We start from the raw sequence: 17,048 nt of genomic DNA on the forward strand, positions 1-17,048 counted from the left end.
AATGTATTTATTTATCCGGCATTAATGGGCAGTGGGACCGGAAATTCAGAGATAAGTAAAGAAAGTATATAAGGGATGAAGTAAATCCTCATTGATGAATATGTCATTTTATTCGACTATAGAAAAAATACGATAAAGGTGGGAACAAAGGAATTGAGGCTACGATTAAAGCTGGTAAGTATTCATTTTATTGTTTTGTTAATGTTAAGTGTAAGTTTTGTCGTATATGTACCAAAAGAAGCATATGGATCCACGACAAACTTAGAAGGTCTAGGTGATATATCGCGTTATAATGCTGTTGTCTTTGGTAACCATAAAGCAATAGGTGGCGACATTGAAGGAGCAATTGCAGTTCAAGGTGATATGGATGCATCGGGGTATACGATTGTAGGTGCTGCAGCGGGAACATCTAATATAGTAGGTGAAAAATGGGTTGATGAGGGATATCCGTCCTTGTTATTGTCTGGAAAATTTAAGAAATCAAGAGAAGAATCTTTTATCATTCAAAACGGAATAGTCGTAATGACAAAAGAGAGTGATCCAGATCGCATCATACAATCCTCTTATGATCGTATCGTTTATAAAGAAAAACTAGAAATTGACGCGAAATTTAATGAATTTCGCAATATAGTGAATCAAGTCAGTAAAAATGCAGGTCAATATAAAACGAATACCCCAATTCCAAATATGAGTCATGGAATCGGAAAAGATATAAACAATCCTAATATTTATGTTTCATCAGAATTGACAGGGAAAATTAATTTAGATATAAGAGATGTATTTTTACCAAGTGCTAAGGACAAAGATTTTATTGTTATGTATTCGGATGTAACAGAGGTTACATTTAAAAATGGGTCTATTCTATATGACACGAACAATATTGGAAGGGCTACAGATATAGTTCCTACATCACAACCATATTCTCCTAATTCCCCGTTTACTGAGCTATATGGGAAAGTGATTTGGGTTTTTCCAAATGCGAAAAAAATTACAACAGAGGGATATGGTGTCGTTGGGAGTGTGTTTGCCCCAAATGCTGTATTAGAAACAAAAGGCGGCTCGATTAATGGACAAGCATTTGTCGGCGCGGTACAACAAACTGGTGGATTTGAATTTCACAATTTCAAATTTAACTGGCAACATTGGAACAAGCCTAGTACTGGAAAAGTAAAAATAAAAAAAGTTGATAGTAATAATGATAATAAAAAATTGGTGGGAGCAAAGTTTCATATAGAAGATTCAAAAGGAAAAGTAGTTGGAGAGTTAATAACAGATGAAAAAGGAGAAATGATATCAAAGGACTTACCAATAGGAAACTATACCTTAGTGGAAGTAGAAGCACCTAAAGGTTACGAATTATTAAAAGAAAAAATAACTGTAAAAATAGAAAAAGATGCAGTAGTAGAAATTAAAATAGGAAATAAGAAATTGCCAGATCCAATGGGAAAAATGAAGTTAGTGAAAGTAGACATAAGTGATAAAAATAAAAAGCTAGCAGGGGCAAAGTTTCATATAGAAGATCCAAAAGGAAAAATAGTTGGAGAACTAGTAACAAATGAAGAAGGAGAAGTAATATCAAAGGACTTACCAATAGGAAACTATACCCTAGTGGAAATAGAGGCACCTAAAGGTTATGAATTATTAAAAGATAAAATAGCTGTAAAAATAGAAAAAGATACAGTAGTAGAAATTAAAATAGAAAATAAGAAATTGCCAGATCCAATGGGAAAAATGAAGTTAGTGAAAGTAGACATAAGTGATAAAAATAAAAAGTTAGCAGGGGCAAAGTTTCATATAGAAGATTCAAAAGGAAAAGTAGTTGGAGAGTTAATAACAGATGAAAAAGGAGAAATGATATCAAAGGACTTACCAATAGGAAACTATACCTTAGTGGAAGTAGAAGCACCTAGAGGTTACGAATTATTAAAAGAAAAAATAACTGTAAAAGTAGAAAAAGATGCAGTAGTAGAAATTAAAATAGGGAATAAGAAATTGCCTGATCCGACTGGACAATTTGAAATTGAGAAAGTTGATGATAAGGATATCAATTTAAAATTAAAAGGTGCTATATTTCAAGTCTTAGATAAAGAGGGTAAAGAAGTGGCTAGATTAACAACTGATGAAAAAGGAAAGGTGTTTTCCAGTCAATTAGTACTTGGAAAGTATACGATTAAAGAAATAAAAGCACCGAACGGATACATGTTACTTAGAGATCCAATAGAAATAGAAATTACAGAAGCAGTCAAGACACAAAAAATAACAGTGAAAAATGCGAAGAATAATTGGGTAATTCCTAATACTGGTGGGAGGGGAACAACAATTTTTTACGTGATTGGTATTATGCTAATGTTTGGTGTGCTATATTTCTGTAAGAAAAATCGTATATTATGAACTAATTTTATAGAGTTAGACAGATTGTTGCGTTAGAGAGTTTTTAGGGCATGAGTTCGGTATTGTACTGGACTCATGTTACTAAATTTGTTGAAGGAGGAAGCATAATAGTAAACATAGAATATATTAATGAATTAAAATATTTAAGAGGTGAAAATGGTGGTAATAAAACAAGACGAAATTAAAGTAGTTGTCGGAGCTGGAGTGTTTAATAATAATCCAGGCTGGATTCAAACACAAGAAGATGAACTTAACTTACTAGATAAAGCTACGTGGGAAGAAAGATTTGAATACAACTCTATTTCAGCTATTTTAGCTGAGCATGTATGGGAACACCTTACTTTTGAAGAAGGTGTAAGAGCAGCTGAAATTTGTTATGAATTTTTAAAACCATCTGGTCATATTCGGTGCGGAGTCCCTGATGCATTCTTTCAGGATGAGGCATATCAAAATATAGTTCAAATAGGGGGCCCCGGTCCGAAAGATCATCCAGCAGCAAGTCATAAAATCGTTCATAATTATAAAACATTAACGAAAATGTTTGAAACTGCTGGATTCGAGGTAGTTTTACTTGAATATTGTGATGAAAATGGTCGGTTTTATTACAACGAATGGGATGCAAACGACGGTGTTATTTTCCGTTCGAAAAGGTATGATTCTAGAAATAAAGGCGATAAACTTGGTTTTCCATCGCTAATTGTCGATGCGATTAAGCGCTAATCATTCAACAAAAAAAGGAGTTAATCCTATGATTTCATAAGTCGCAAATGCGGCTTTTTTATTTGTACGTAAATCTATATTTAATTTTCAATACTATATAACTCGATTTAGAAAACATTTAAGTTTTTCTCAGCGTCATTCACTTTAAATTAACAGTTCGTTGACATAAATATTTATTTTATATTTATATTCGTGTAAAATGAAATAAGAACATATATTCTATATAAGGAGACAATCAAAATGATAGCTGAAATTGGGAAACTAACTGATGGATATATTGTAAAATTTGAACGTGAATTTCCATATACGGTAGAGGAAGTTTGGTCTGTATTAACAGAAAACAGTAAGCTGAAAAAATGGATGTCCAATTTACAGATTGAAAGCCTTAAAACTGGTGGAATAATAAAGTTCGACATGATGGACGGTTCATTCATAAATATTGATATTTTAGAGTGTCAACTAAACTTAGTACTTGAATTTACTTGGGATAAAGACCGTGTCCGATTTGAAATACATAAAGAGGAAAATGGTACTCTTTTACTTCTTAAAGAGTACATTCATAAATTAACAGATCATACACCGAGAGATGTAGCTGGTTGGCATATTTGTTTAAATCTTTTTTCTTGCGTTTTAGAAGGAGAAGAGAAAGAATTTTCTAAAGATGAATGGCAACAATGGTTTGAAATATACAAGGATAAGATTCATGAAGTGAGAGGATAATTGCATAATAGGTAATATTCATTATGTAATTATTATATTGTAAAAATGATTTTGTGAATAAATAAGAATAGAGGTTAATATGAAAGTAAATCAATTAATTGCTAATAACATAAATAAATTAGATGCAACTATACCGTTTAATAAATCGTTTGGAATTGCTGGTTTATCTGGATCGGGTAAAACAACTTTTTGCCAAACAATTGGTGAAGAATCAAAAAAACGATTAGTTTCTTTATTGCCAAAGGCTGAATATCAATATTTATTTCCTAATATTATGGAAACAAATTTTAGTGCCATTAAGATGGAAGAAATACCTTTAGTACTTTTTCTAGGAAAATCATCGATTTCGTCTAATCCGCGTTCAACGATTGGTACTCATACTGGTGTTTTTACAGAGGTTCGGGAAAAACTTGCTGAGGTATTTAATCTTTCTCCAGAGGTCTTTTCATTTAATAATCAATTAGGCTGGTGTACTGGTTGTAAAGGCCGTGGTACTACAAAAAATGTTGAGTGTAAAAAATGTAAGGGAAAACGTTATAGTGAAGAAATTGAACAACATGAAATTGATTTGTTGGACAAGCCACATTCAATCTCAAATATTAATGATTTAAGTATTGAATCTATTCTTTCACTAGCAAAAGAGTTAAATATTAGTGAAGAAAAACAGCATATACTGCAAAATATTATTAATATGAACATTGGTTATTTAACATTAAATCGAATTATGGGTACGTTATCAGGTGGAGAGTTAACACGACTTTATTTGGCCGAATTCATGGCAGTAAGTGAAAATGCTGTAATTATTATTGATGAGATTTCAGTTGGACTTGATCATGAAACTTTATTACAAATTTTAGAAGAGATTAAACGATTAGGGTGTGAAAATCAAATTTGGCGTATTGATCATTCAGATACAGTACTAGATACAACTGATGAGCAATTGTTCTTTGGACCTGGTAGCGGAAAATATGGCGGGAAAATTGTGGAAGAATCACCAAGACCAAAGTCAATACTGTGGGATCGAAATAAAGAAATACCAACAGAATATTATACATTCTATGATTTATATTGCCGTAATATCCAAATGGCTGAGTTTCAAATTCCTAAAAACAGGCTTGTAACAGTTACAGGAGAATCAGGATGTGGGAAATCTACACTTGTCAACGAATGTCTAGCTACAGATTTTTTGAAACGATATCCAAAAGATAAATTAGTTATGGTAGGACAAGACCGAAATCAATCAATTACAAGTCGATCAACTGTAGCAACTTTCCTAGATATTAAAAAGAAACTGACAAAGTATAGTGAAGACATTGATGATATTTTTGAGCGCTCGATTGAGGATATTATTGATGAACTTCCAAATGAAGATATCGCTTATAAACGTTTGAGCCTACTAATTAAATTAGGGCTTGGCTATTTAACATTAGAGAGAAAAACAAAAACATTATCGACAGGTGAGTTTCAATGTGTTCATTTAGTTTCGGAATTATTTGCAAACACTAGAAATCCACATACATTATTTATTTTTGATGAGCCTTCAAAAGGTTTATCACAAAATATTTTAAATCAATTTATCGATAGTATTAGAGGTATTCTGCAAGATGAATCAGTTTCGATCATTATGATTGAGCATAATCGTTACATGTTAGAAAGCTCTGATTATATAGTTGATTTTGGAAAAAGGCAGAATGAATCTATAGAGCATTTGGATGTTGTCAATCATGAGGATTACTATCGTCAAAAAAGTAATGTGAATAGAACAGAGAAAATACACATCTCTTCAATGCTTAAGCAGAAAAAAGGGGTTCACTATTTAGAAGAAAATCATATTAACTATTTTAAAAATGCCGAAAATATTTATAAGGGCGGTATTTTAAAAAGTTTATCATCAATGGCTAGGTTAATTTATGGTGAATATGAATCTAATACAATCGCACCTGTTATTGCTATTGATCTTGAAAGACATTTATATAGTCAATATAGTTTCTTATATGAGATTGGTGGATTAATTAATCATATTGTAGCTGCTCATCCAATTAATAAAGATACGAGAAGTTTTGATTTCTATTCACAGGACAATCATTGTCCATCTTGTTCTGGACGTCTTCAAATTGAAGTTTTTGATAAAGATATTGCCATTCAAGATAAAAGTGTTCCATTTTGGGATGGGCTATTCGATCCAGAAATCATGAAGGTATTAAAATTTTATCAGCATGAAAAAATAGAATTTCTATTCGAAGAAATAAAAAATGAGATTGGTCACGATTTGTCAAAGAGCTATAATGATATGTCAGAAGAAGAAAAGCATACGTTTTGGTACGGATATTTTGAAAAATCATTTTATGATAAAAAAGGAAAGACACGCAGAACATGGGTAGGATTTAATACAATTATTGGTGGATATATTGTTATTTCAAAAGCACCTATTAAAGAAGAAATTAAGAGTTCAAAAAAATGATGAAATGTCCAATTTGTGAGGGGACGGTTTTAAATCATCATAAACCACTTAAATTTGGTAACGTAGATATTCGTGAAATAATCAATCAGCCTATTAATAAAGTATTGAAAACAGTTGGTGATTTACCGGCACTTGTTAAATTGAAGTCTATTGTTGGTGGCGATATGGTATTGACGGAAGATGTTTCTTTATTGCCAAGAAAAGCACAAGTTGCATTGAAAATGTTTGAATTAGAACAAGCAAGCTTTTCAAACTATGAAATGGTGTTACAAAATGTCTTACCATTCTGGAGCGAAATAAAAGGAAATATCGAATCCATTAGTGTTAATAATCAGGTAACTGTTTGTGATTTCCCTAATGTTTATGAAACGAGAGAAACCATTATAGATAAGTATTTCACAAATGGTAAATATAAAAAACTTACGTATGTATACGAAGCGTTTGGATACAAAAAATTAGTTACCCAAATTAATAAAATTAAAAAAAGTAATCCATGTCCATTTTGTAAAGGTAAGAAAGTGATAACCGAAGATAATCTACATGATGGTGTCTTTAAACTAACAATTCCATGTGTAACTTGTAATGCAAGTGGTATTAATGACGAAGGGTTAAAAGAAGTTGTCGAGGGCGTGGATGTACAAACGTGGTTAACTGGAAAAGTAAGTGATGTTGTGGATGAAAGCTTATTAACAGAAGCTGTTGGACAAATACTAATTTTCAATCGCATTCGTGAGTTGGATAAACGAGATATGATGGCGGTTTATGAATGTCTTGAGAGTAATCAGTAGATTTTATTAGTTTATGTTTTATTAATATAAATTAATAAAACATATATTCTTTATAATGTATATATTAGCGCAGTATGATTAATACAAGGTAATGAAAGAAGATCCAATTTCTTAATATCAAAATTAAGAAATTGGATCTTTTAGTATTTTTATGTCTCCATACAATATTTTTTAATTAGAAAAGAAGTAATATGGAAGGAGAGATAAAAAACTAATAGTGATAAACGATTAATATATTATGTAATTATTATATTATAAAAGCGAAAATTAAGGTTGAAAAGGGTTCGTAAGTGATATGTTTTGTTTATTAATCTATTTTGCATTGACTGATTTTTTAAATTTAACAGAAATATATACTTGAATGAAGTATATATTTCTGTTAAATTTATCCTATGGATAGAACAAGTTTAATTAAAGGTCATTTAGAAATGTGTGTATTATCTATTTTGTCGAAAAAGAAAAGTTATGGTTATGAGATTATGAAAGAACTTGAAATAAACAATTTAAAATTGAAAGGAGTAGGAAGTATTTATCCTATTTTAACTAAGTTGAAAAATCAAGAGTGGGTTAATACTTATCAAGAGGTAACAGACAGTGGTAAAGTGAGGATTTATTATGAAATTAATGAAAATGGGAAAATACGTCTTGAGAAGAAAATTAATGAGTGGTTAGAATTGCAATTGGACATTCAAACATTATTAAAAAGCGGTTTGAAAGGAGACCTTCTGAAATGAGGAATAAATTGATAGGTAAAGAAAAGCAATTTTTAAGAGACGTACTTAAGGAATTAAAGCAATACGATATTAGTTTAGAAGAAAGGGAAAATATTAAGCGACAAATATTAGAACATATTCAAGAGTGTCGTGAACATGGTGAAGACAGTATAGATGATTTAGGTACCCCTCAATTATTTGTTAAAGATTTTATAGAAATAAATGAAATTGATTTACAAGTTAAAATGAAACAACTTCAAAATGAAAAAGGAAAATTCAACACATTTATCTTACGTGGCATATTCATCGCATTTATTACTTACCTCATCTCGCAAACTACATTTTCAATATTTTTAACTGAATCATTTAATTCAACTAATAGCAAAAATACATTTAATTATAATATTTTATATCGCATATCAGAGAATCAATGGTGGAACGTTTTATTAATAATGATTAGCTTTATGCTCTCTGTAGTAGTGTTTATTAGCTTAGTAAGTTATAAAAAAAGAAAGCTATCTAAAGTATAATGAAAAAAACTATCTATAAACTATTTCAAATCTATATTCTTTGTAATGTAATAGTATTATGTATCATTCATCCAAAATCATATGCTCAGCAAGATATTAAAGCTACTTTAGATAAGTATATTGAAAAATTTATAAAGGAACAGAATATTCCAGGGGCTGCTGTTGCAATTGTACATAATAAAGATGTATTCTTCACTAAAACGTGGGGGATTACTGGGGAATCTGAAAAAAAAATAACTAGTAAAACACCATTTGCAATCGGCTCAATAAGCAAATCTTTAACAGCTTTAGCTATAGTGAAATTAATAGGAGACAAAAAGATAAAATTAGAGGATTCAGTTCAACAACATCTTCCTTGGTTTAAACTAAAAGATTCTCAAATATCCTCATCTATAACAATCCAACACCTTTTAACTCATACAAGCGGAATAAACACATATGAAGGCTTATTAATATCAGATAAGCAATCCAAAAGTTCTACAGCATTAAAAGAAAATGTAATGAGACTTTCAAATGTAAAATTAACTGCTCTACCAGGAGAAAAATATCAATATAGTAATGCGAATTATATTGTTTTAGGTGCACTTATTGAGGAAATTACAAATGATACATATTCCTCATATATGGAAAAACATGTTTTTCAGCTATTAAATATGAATGGTGCGGCAGCAAGTAAAGAAACTGCATATGAAAAAGGCTATTTAACAGGTTATCAGTCATGGTTTGGCATACCAAGAAAAAGTGTAGTGTCCTATGATAATGCCGGGGCACCGTATGGTTATATTACCGCAAATTTGGAAGATATGATTCAATTTATTATGTTTTTGAATCGACAAGAAGATACTCAATTTTTAAAGAAAGAAAACATCGACCTTTATCTTACACCACTTTATAACATAAATTCAGAAAAAAGCTATGGTTTTGGATTAAGAACAACAAGTATAAATGAAAGCGAAACGATGATTTGGCATTCAGGATCAACACCCGATGCTCGTACAGAAATATTTACTTTAAATAAAAGTGGCTGGGGTGGTGTGATTTTAACAAATAAAAATCATGTATTAGAAGAACCAGCACTTTCATTATTAAAAAAGGGGATTATTAATATTTTGAATGAAGAAGAACCGGTTGATCCCCATAAAAGCATACCATTTACACAAATTGTTATGTCTACAGTTATACTCGCGCTTTTCATTTCATCAATTATGTTAATTAAAAAATATAAACATAAGAAAACTGTAAAAAAATTAACTTGGTTATTCGTAGGGACTCTATTCCTACTATTATCTATTATTTTCATCCCACTTCTTACTTATTGTACAAGCTCACCATGGCGTACGATAAAAATATTTGCGGCAGATGTAGGTTTACTTACAAGTATTATAGTAATTTTATTAGCTGTGAACGGATTATTATCAATCTTTATAGGTATAAGACAGAAGAGTGTATAAGGGTAAATAATTAAAGAAATATAATTCAAACGTTATAAACAGTTGACCCTCACACAATGTCATTGTTTAAGATAAAGTTGAGCTTCAAAGTAGATGTAACTTATAGGAGGAAATCATGTTTAAAATAGGGGATTTTTCAAAACTATCTTCCATTAGTATACGAATGTTGAGACACTACGATAAAGTGGAATTACTACAACCAGTAAAAGTCGATGAGCAGAGTGGATATCGATTTTATTCAGCAGACCAATTAAAAAAAGTAAATCAAATTCAAACGTTAAAAGCTATGGGATTTAATATTGCTACTATTAAAAAAATAATAGAATGCGATAATATAGATAGCATAAAAGAGCAATTTTTTAATCGTAGTGCTCAAATTAAAGAAGACATGAATAACCTCCAAAAACAATTACGTCTCCTCGAAGACTCAATGAAAACGATGAGAGAGGATGTTGTTGAGATGAATTATCATGTTTCAATAAAAGAAATTCCAGAAAGAACTGTAGCTAGTGTTAGAAAGATTATTCCATCGTATAATTGCGAAGGTGATTTATGGAGTGTATTAATGCAAGAAATTCAAATGAAAAATATTAGTATTCCCCAACCGAGTTATAGTATTGCGGTTTTCCATGATTGTGAATACAAAGAAAATGATGTAGATATAGAAATACAGCTAAGTATTCTAGGTAAGCACGAAAATACAAAAGACGTTACATTTAAAAATATGGAATCGACTAATGTAGCTTCTATAACAGTTAATGGAAGTTATGAACAGATGACAGCTGTAAATGAGGCTGCGGCAAAATGGATTGAGACAGAGGGGTACAAATTAGCAGGCCCGATGTTTAATATTTATCATGTGAGCCCAGCGATGGAATCCGATCCTAATAAGTGGGTTACAGAAGTTTGTTATCCAATAAACAAATAAGTAATAAAAAAAGGCATGTTTTATGCCTTTTTTATTTTATTAATATCTCAAAATATATAATTTTTCCTCTTTACAGTTTTCGTATCGGACTATATAAGGCAATAAAGACTTCAATTATTTTAGTAAAAGCAGCTAAAGCAAATATAAATACAGGATAGTAGGCTGAAATAATTCCACCTACTAATGCCCCCAATGGCATAGATAATCGTGTAAGTACACGAGAAAAACCTAAAACACGTCCTTGCAAATTGGATGGAACAGTTTCCTGCCGAATTGATGTAACAATCGTATTCCATGTGATATTACATGTCATCGCGATTCCGAAAGCAATTCCGGGAGCAAGCCAATATGTACTCCACAAAGCAAATGTTAACCCAAGCGCTCCCAAAAATAGGAGTAAAGGAATAAGTACACCACGTCGAAATTTCTTTTCTAAAGGAACGGCAATTAAGCTTCCTAAAAGCCCACCTATTCCTATTAAAGTATAATTATAGCCACTTTGTGCGGAGGTAAGATTTAATGTCGACAATAAATAATACATAAGTATACCTAAAACAGCACTTGCTCCAAAGTTACCTACCATTGCTTGAAGTGACAAAGCTATATTTAACCGATCATTTTTGAGCCATTTAAATCCATCAAACAAATCATTTAGTACATTTTGCAATGTATTTTTATCAGTATTCTTTTTATTTAAGTTTTTCATAGAAGGTAATATAATCACAGCAATTAATGTAGCAATAAATGAAAGAACATTAATCCAAAGGACTTGAAAGCCACCAATAAAAGATATGAAAAGCCCAGCTATGATTGGACCAAACAAACTAGCCAATTGATTAACCATTTGATATAAAGAATTAGCCTTCGTTAATGATGCACCTGCGATGTGTGGAATGACTGTAACAGTTGTTACATCAAAAAGTATGGACATAACTGCTAAGATAAAAGTAATTACATATAAATGCCAGACTTCTAATAGATGTAATGCATGTAGAATTGGTATGAGACTTACTAAAATAATATTGGTAATATCTGATATCAAAAGTAACTTTTTTCGATCATATCGATCAACTAGTACACCAACTAAAGGGCCAAATAAAACGATTGGCAATACGTTAACAGCAAATAAAGAACTCATAATTACAGCTGAACCAGTTAATTGATAGGCAATCCAAGGCAGTGCAAAAGTATATAGTGAATCCCCGATGCGTGAAATGAGTAAACCAAAAATAAAAATCTTGTATTCTTTTGAAAAAATTGTCTCGACAGTTAATCTTCGTTCTTGTACAAATTTCACAATTGTATGAACCACCTTTAGTAAAGAGGAATTTTAAAATAAGCCTTCCAATACGTATTAAATATAGAATTCTGTAAGAAGTTGTTGAATCCTACTTTATAATATTGATTTTATATAAAATTGTAGGGAATAGAAATTAGGGCGGTTTTTATGCGAGGAGGCGGAATGATTCGAGAACAAAAGGGGTTGCTGGATAAAGAGTTAATCTTATGACCTTTTCCACAATTATTGTTGTTAGCAGAACTTTTGAAAGAAGATCCTACATTAATATATCCCTTTTTTAGTTAATAATAGCCTCCTTAATACTAGTTAATACAAGGAGGCATTAAATTTTTAATAATTAATGATATGTGTACCCTCCATCTGGAAATAATACATTACCCGTAGTAAAACTATTTTGCATTAAATATAGAACAGTATGTGCAATTTCATTATTATGGCCAGGCCTTTTTACAAGAGAAAGAGATTTATAAGATTCATAAGCAGCTAGTCTATTTTCGTTTTGTACATTCTCTCTTTGTATTGTTCCAGGAGAAACAACATTAACTCTAATAGGAGCTAATTCCACAGCTAAAGCTTTCCCTAAACTTTCAATAGCACCATTGCAAGCTCCATAAGCAGGTGCGCCTTTAAGTGGTCTTTGACTAAAGGCACCAGACATTAACACAATCGATCCAGAGTTTGAAAGAAAAGGAATTGCATATTTTACGGCATAATATTGAGGCCAAAACTTTCCGATGAAGCTACTTTCAGCAATTTCCTCTGTAGAGGTAATCGGTCCAAGTGTGTAAGAGGCTCCCGGTGTGAATAAATGATCAAAGTTCCCAACTATCTTGAAAAAATTTTGTAATTGCTCTTTATTTTGATTATCCAATATATAAGTTTGAAGATGATTGTTATTTATTACTTCTCAAGCAACTTTTAATTTTTCTTCCGAGCGTCCGGCAATAATAACATGTGCGCCTTGTTTAATTGCTTGTGTTGCTGTTGCCAATCCAATACCAGAACTCCCGCCAATGATAACAATACGACTATTTTCTAATGTAGTAATAGACATATTTTAGCCACTCCTTTAGTAAAAAATTTAGAATATAACTGTGCTATGCTTTTATTATTCGCTAAAAGGGAGCAAGTGAAAAGTACGCACTTTATATGTACATAGTCGTAAATTTCGTACTAATCGCTATTTATGCGGATAAGTAATTGGAAAAATCGCTAAATATGGTTTATCCCGCATTAACGGGCAGTAAAACTCTCACCTCAAAGTTAGGAAAATGCAAGGAAGTTAGGTAAGAGATCAACTGGCCGTAAAAGCCCGATTGGTTCAACTAATAATCAGTGTGGGATGAACAAAACCCCCACTGATTAAAGTTTCACTTTATGATATCTGAGGAGAGGTGAGAAAAATGGATTTACAAGAACCAAAGTTAAAAGGGGTAATAGCAACATTACAAATAATCGGTGGAAAATGGAAGTCACTCATTTTATTTATTTTGCTAACAGATGGAATGAAACGTTTTGGTGAATTAAAGCGATTGATACCAGATATATCTCAAGGGACGTTAGCGAAGCAATTACGTGAATTAGAGCAAGATCAACTAATAAAACGCGAAATTTATCAAGAAATACCACCTAAAGTAGAATATAGCTTAACTGAACATGGAAAAACAGTCAGTACTGTTTTGGATAGTATGTGTAGTTGGGGAAGAGGGCATTTAGAATATATAGATAAAGATAAACCATAAAAATGTTATGTAAACTTATTGTAGTGTGAAGGGAAATGTTGCTTTAATAATTTGTATTTTATAATATATAATTAAGGAGTGTCGTAGGTTATTATACATATTTAATTTATTTTTACAAAGGGGAAGTAATAAGATGAACGAATTAGAGTATAAAAGCTTCTATGATAAAGTAGGAAGATTAAATGGATGGGATTTTAGCAAAATAAAATGTGAAACTGTAGGAGATACATGGGACTTTTATAGTGAGGTAAAAGAAAGGTGTAAACCATCACATATTTTACTTGATGTTGGTACAGGCGGAGGAGAAAATGTACTTAACATAGCACCATCAGCTAAATTGTTAATTGGAATTGATAATTCTAACGGCATGATTGCAACGGCACATTCTAACTTGAAAAAATCAGGTGTACAAAATGTTGAGTTTCTTCAAATGGGTTCTGAATCTTTAACATTTCCACATGCACATTTTGATATTGCTTCAAGTTGTCATGCCCCGTTTCTGGCATCTGAGTTAGCGAAAGTAATGAAAAAGGGTGCCTTTTTCTTAACACAACAAGTAAGTGAGAATGATAAATTAAACCTGAAAGAAGCATTTGGTAGAGGACAATGCTTAGGTGAACGGGATGGTACTTTAAAAGAAAAGTATATGAATGCACTTATTAGTGCAGGATTTGATCTCGTGCAAGTACGTGAATATGATGTTACTGATTATTACAGTAGGTCTGAAGATCTCATTTTCTTATTAAAACATACCCCTATTATTCCTAGATTTGGAGAACAGGAAGAGGATTTTACTATTTTACAAAAGTTCATTGATACGTATAGTTCTGAAAAAGGGATTCGTACTAATTCGAAAAGATTTATGATTATTGCTGTTAAATTATAATGTTTTTTAGTGTAAAAGCTGATTTTTTTTAAAAGATAATCAGCTTTTTTACGTGAAAAAATGCAGGGGAAACTTGAAAATAATAGAAATAAATAAAGTGTAAATTAAAAAATCAAAATATAGAGGATAAATGTTTTGAAACGTTACTATATTAGCAATGAAAAAATAAACGTACATATTACTGAATGGGGGAATAATGACAAGCCCGTTATCTTTTGTTTACATGGATTAGGTAGTACGAGTTTAAGTTTTATAGAAATTGCTGAGGATTAAAAGAAGAGTATAGATTTATCTCCGTTGATGCACCTGGACATGGTAAAACACCCCCATTTGAAAGAACAGAAGATTATGAGATGCACAATTTAGCAAATTGGTTAAATGAAATAATAAATGAATTGAGAATCGAATACTTCTATTTGCTATCACATTCATGGGGAAGTTTTGTAGCGTTATTTTATTTGTTAAATCATCCAGAAAAAGTACAAGGAAGTATTCTTATTGATGGTGGATATCAAACAAAAAGGCTTAAAGAAGAAACGTTGGAAGATGAAATTGCTTATTATGAAAAGGACTTTGATAAATACGTTTTTAATAATTGGGACGAATTTTTCAAAAGTGAAAAAGCAGCTTATACTAGGTGGTCTTCATTGTTAGAAGTTGCTGTAAAGGATCTAGGGATCGAAATGGATAATAAAGTATGGTGGCATGCCAGGGGAAATACAGCTAGTAATATAATAAGAGGTATGCATAAAGATGAAACAATAGATATATATGAGAAGCTACCGGCTAATATTGTATTACTTCGAGCTACAGTCCCACAAGTTTGGGCGGATTATAGAGAGAAGACAGTAAATGTTTTTAAAGAGAAAACGGACAGTATAGTAAAAGTAATTCCTGATACTACACACATGTTGCACTGGGATAAACCAGAAATTGTTATAGCGGAAATAAAAAATAATTGGAGCTAACATATTCATACTAAAGTTGTAGTTTCTATATGAAAAATCCATCCTTCCGTTTGATTTTATCTATTTATAAGTGTAATACAATACGAATAGATAATAAGAAATGAGGGGGAATGTAAAGTGATTACACATATATCAGATATAAAACTACAAACGGTTTCCATAGAAGGGGTAAAACAAGTTTATAAGGACATATTATCTTTTCCAATAAAAAAAGAAACAACATCCTTCATTCAATTTGAAGTAACACCTTATACAACAATTAGTTTTCAAGAAGTGTATGAACCAATTGCACCTGCACATTTTGCTTTTGAAATCCCATATTCAAAATTCCATGAAACAGCAAGATGGTTAAAGGAGTCTGGATTACTCATTGTGAAATGGAAAGATGGTCATACAATTGATGAAGAGGATGGCCGATTCAATTTATATTTTAGAGATGGGGATGGAAATCTTCTTGAAATTATCGCACATAGTTATGTTAAAGAGGATGTATTAGTACCACACTCACCTTTAAACATTTTATACGTAAGGGAAATTGGTCTTCCTGTTAAAAGTGTACCTATTTTTAGAGAATGGCTGAAATTAAATTTAAATATGAAAACGATGGAAGAAGGGGATATTTTCAGCTTTGTTATAGGTGGCACTGCATATATCATCGCGACTTGGTGGCAGCGGCCGTGGATCCCAATCGCGATGAAAGCTTTGCCACCGAAAGTACACGTTTCTTTTGGAACACCGGATCCAGCATTTTTACAGCGCATCCAAAATAACTTTAAGAAAAATAATGTTCCCTTTGAATGTAAATATAATGAAGTATCATTTATTGAGCAGGGATATTCATTTTCTATTGTGTATACACCAGAGTTTCATGAGGATATTCCTAGTAAAATAAACTTACCGCTTTCTATATAGTTATAGAAAGCGGTAAGTTTATTTTGTTTTAAGGAAAATTAAAGCCTAGTTATTATGTTAATTTAACATTTGAGCTATTCCTTGACCGAATGACCAATTCTCCATAGGTGTCTCGTGTAGTGTAATGAAAACATCAGCAGTAGAGATTTGTAGAATATTAGCTGTATTAGTGGCTATAGCTTTATATAAATCTTTTTTTTGATTAATTGTTCTTCCAGGTCCACATGTAATAGAAATATAAATCATATTATTGGATCGTTTTAATGAACCTTCTAAAAGATAAGATGAATTATAAAAAAGTTGATGAGAAGGATAAGGTAAAAACATTTGAAAATAATCATTTTCGGGAATATTGAAATGTTTAATTAACGAATGGTGAATTTGATTGCTTATATTTTTTAATAACTTATTATCGGATAATTTTTCAGGATGATAAACAGTAACAAATGGCATAATAGAGCACTCCTTTCCTTTTGATTTCATTTTACTTCCAATATTTCTATTTGTATAATTGAAAATATATTAACTAATTATCAAT

At 31.2% G+C, this 17,048-nt stretch carries 12 protein-coding genes and 3 pseudogenes; 12 read left to right on the plus strand and 3 right to left on the minus strand.

Going from position 1 to position 17,048, the window contains the following annotated elements; all coding sequences use genetic code 11:
- Positions 1-153: 153 nt before the first annotated feature.
- The 8 genes and pseudogenes from ACTJJY_RS22185 to ACTJJY_RS22220 all read left to right on the plus strand — a co-directional run bounded on the left by ACTJJY_RS22185 (position 154) and on the right by ACTJJY_RS22220 (position 10,702).
- Entirely contained in the window at positions 154-2,391 is a 2,238-nt protein-coding gene (locus tag ACTJJY_RS22185) for a SpaA isopeptide-forming pilin-related protein (RefSeq protein WP_440606549.1), read from the plus strand.
- 159 nt (positions 2,392-2,550) lie between these two features.
- Positions 2,551-3,111, plus strand: a complete 561-nt coding sequence (locus tag ACTJJY_RS22190) for a class I SAM-dependent methyltransferase (protein WP_006929239.1) — start codon at positions 2,551-2,553, stop codon at positions 3,109-3,111.
- Between the two features lie 240 nt (positions 3,112-3,351).
- Positions 3,352-3,831, plus strand: coding sequence for an SRPBCC family protein (locus tag ACTJJY_RS22195; RefSeq protein WP_440606550.1), 480 nt, complete (start codon positions 3,352-3,354; stop codon positions 3,829-3,831).
- 79 nt (positions 3,832-3,910) lie between these two features.
- A pseudogene (locus tag ACTJJY_RS22200) lies at positions 3,911-7,080 on the plus strand (ATP-binding cassette domain-containing protein).
- Positions 7,081-7,472: 392 nt separating this feature from the next.
- Positions 7,473-7,814, plus strand: coding sequence for a PadR family transcriptional regulator (locus tag ACTJJY_RS22205; protein WP_000376286.1), 342 nt, complete (start codon positions 7,473-7,475; stop codon positions 7,812-7,814).
- The gene (locus ACTJJY_RS22210) at positions 7,811-8,323 is read left to right on the plus strand and encodes a hypothetical protein (RefSeq protein ID WP_001244707.1); all 513 of its coding nucleotides are present in this window, start codon (positions 7,811-7,813) and stop codon (positions 8,321-8,323) included. The genes ACTJJY_RS22205 and ACTJJY_RS22210 overlap by 4 nt, the downstream gene beginning before the upstream one ends.
- Entirely contained in the window at positions 8,323-9,774 is a 1,452-nt protein-coding gene (locus ACTJJY_RS22215; RefSeq protein ID WP_440606551.1) for a serine hydrolase domain-containing protein, read from the plus strand. The genes ACTJJY_RS22210 and ACTJJY_RS22215 overlap by 1 nt, the downstream gene beginning before the upstream one ends.
- A gap of 115 nt (positions 9,775-9,889) precedes the next feature.
- Positions 9,890-10,702 carry a MerR family transcriptional regulator gene (locus ACTJJY_RS22220; RefSeq protein ID WP_440606552.1) on the plus strand — a complete coding sequence of 271 codons (813 nt, stop codon included), beginning with the start codon at positions 9,890-9,892 and terminating at the stop codon, positions 10,700-10,702.
- 70 nt (positions 10,703-10,772) lie between these two features.
- Here the strand turns inward: ACTJJY_RS22220 and ACTJJY_RS22225 are convergent, their stop codons facing one another.
- Together ACTJJY_RS22225 and ACTJJY_RS22230 are read right to left on the minus strand one after the other, a co-directional pair.
- On the minus strand, positions 10,773-11,999 hold the full coding sequence (locus ACTJJY_RS22225; protein ID WP_440606553.1) for an MFS transporter: 1,227 nt from the start codon (positions 11,997-11,999) through the stop codon (positions 10,773-10,775).
- A 340-nt stretch (positions 12,000-12,339) separates the two neighbouring features.
- A pseudogene (locus tag ACTJJY_RS22230) lies at positions 12,340-13,056 on the minus strand (SDR family oxidoreductase).
- Positions 13,057-13,405: 349 nt separating this feature from the next.
- On the opposite strand from ACTJJY_RS22230, the gene ACTJJY_RS22235 reads away from it, so the two are divergent.
- The 4 genes and pseudogenes from ACTJJY_RS22235 to ACTJJY_RS22250 all read left to right on the plus strand — a co-directional run bounded on the left by ACTJJY_RS22235 (position 13,406) and on the right by ACTJJY_RS22250 (position 16,510).
- A complete protein-coding gene (locus ACTJJY_RS22235) occupies positions 13,406-13,744 on the plus strand; it encodes a winged helix-turn-helix transcriptional regulator (RefSeq protein ID WP_000365537.1) in 339 nt (112 codons plus the stop codon).
- A gap of 133 nt (positions 13,745-13,877) precedes the next feature.
- A complete protein-coding gene (locus ACTJJY_RS22240; protein ID WP_440606554.1) occupies positions 13,878-14,630 on the plus strand; it encodes a class I SAM-dependent methyltransferase in 753 nt (250 codons plus the stop codon).
- Positions 14,631-14,765: 135 nt separating this feature from the next.
- Positions 14,766-15,598: pseudogene (locus tag ACTJJY_RS22245) on the plus strand (alpha/beta fold hydrolase).
- Between the two features lie 117 nt (positions 15,599-15,715).
- Entirely contained in the window at positions 15,716-16,510 is a 795-nt protein-coding gene (locus ACTJJY_RS22250; protein ID WP_440606555.1) for a VOC family protein, read from the plus strand.
- A gap of 57 nt (positions 16,511-16,567) precedes the next feature.
- Here ACTJJY_RS22250 and ACTJJY_RS22255 read toward each other — a convergent pair whose 3' ends face one another.
- Positions 16,568-16,963, minus strand: coding sequence for a tautomerase family protein (locus ACTJJY_RS22255; RefSeq protein WP_086406189.1), 396 nt, complete (start codon positions 16,961-16,963; stop codon positions 16,568-16,570).
- Positions 16,964-17,048: the final 85 nt, after the last annotated feature.

Source organism: Bacillus sp. 22475 (assembly GCF_052044835.1).
Lineage (GTDB): Bacteria > Bacillota > Bacilli > Bacillales > Bacillaceae_G > Bacillus_A > Bacillus_A cereus.

Bases quoted from the DNA above. Each gene is read 5' to 3' on its own strand.
- ACTJJY_RS22205 (WP_000376286.1), top strand. From the start codon at position 7,473: ATGGATAGAACAAGTTTAATTAAAGGTCATTTAGAAATGTGTGTATTA.
- ACTJJY_RS22255 (WP_086406189.1), bottom strand. From the start codon at position 16,963: ATGCCATTTGTTACTGTTTATCATCCTGAAAAATTATCCGATAATAAG.
- ACTJJY_RS22195 (WP_440606550.1), top strand. From the start codon at position 3,352: ATGATAGCTGAAATTGGGAAACTAACTGATGGATATATTGTAAAATTT.
- ACTJJY_RS22235 (WP_000365537.1), top strand. From the start codon at position 13,406: ATGGATTTACAAGAACCAAAGTTAAAAGGGGTAATAGCAACATTACAA.
- ACTJJY_RS22210 (WP_001244707.1), top strand. From the start codon at position 7,811: ATGAGGAATAAATTGATAGGTAAAGAAAAGCAATTTTTAAGAGACGTA.
- ACTJJY_RS22240 (WP_440606554.1), top strand. From the start codon at position 13,878: ATGAACGAATTAGAGTATAAAAGCTTCTATGATAAAGTAGGAAGATTA.
- ACTJJY_RS22220 (WP_440606552.1), top strand. From the start codon at position 9,890: ATGTTTAAAATAGGGGATTTTTCAAAACTATCTTCCATTAGTATACGA.
- ACTJJY_RS22215 (WP_440606551.1), top strand. From the start codon at position 8,323: ATGAAAAAAACTATCTATAAACTATTTCAAATCTATATTCTTTGTAAT.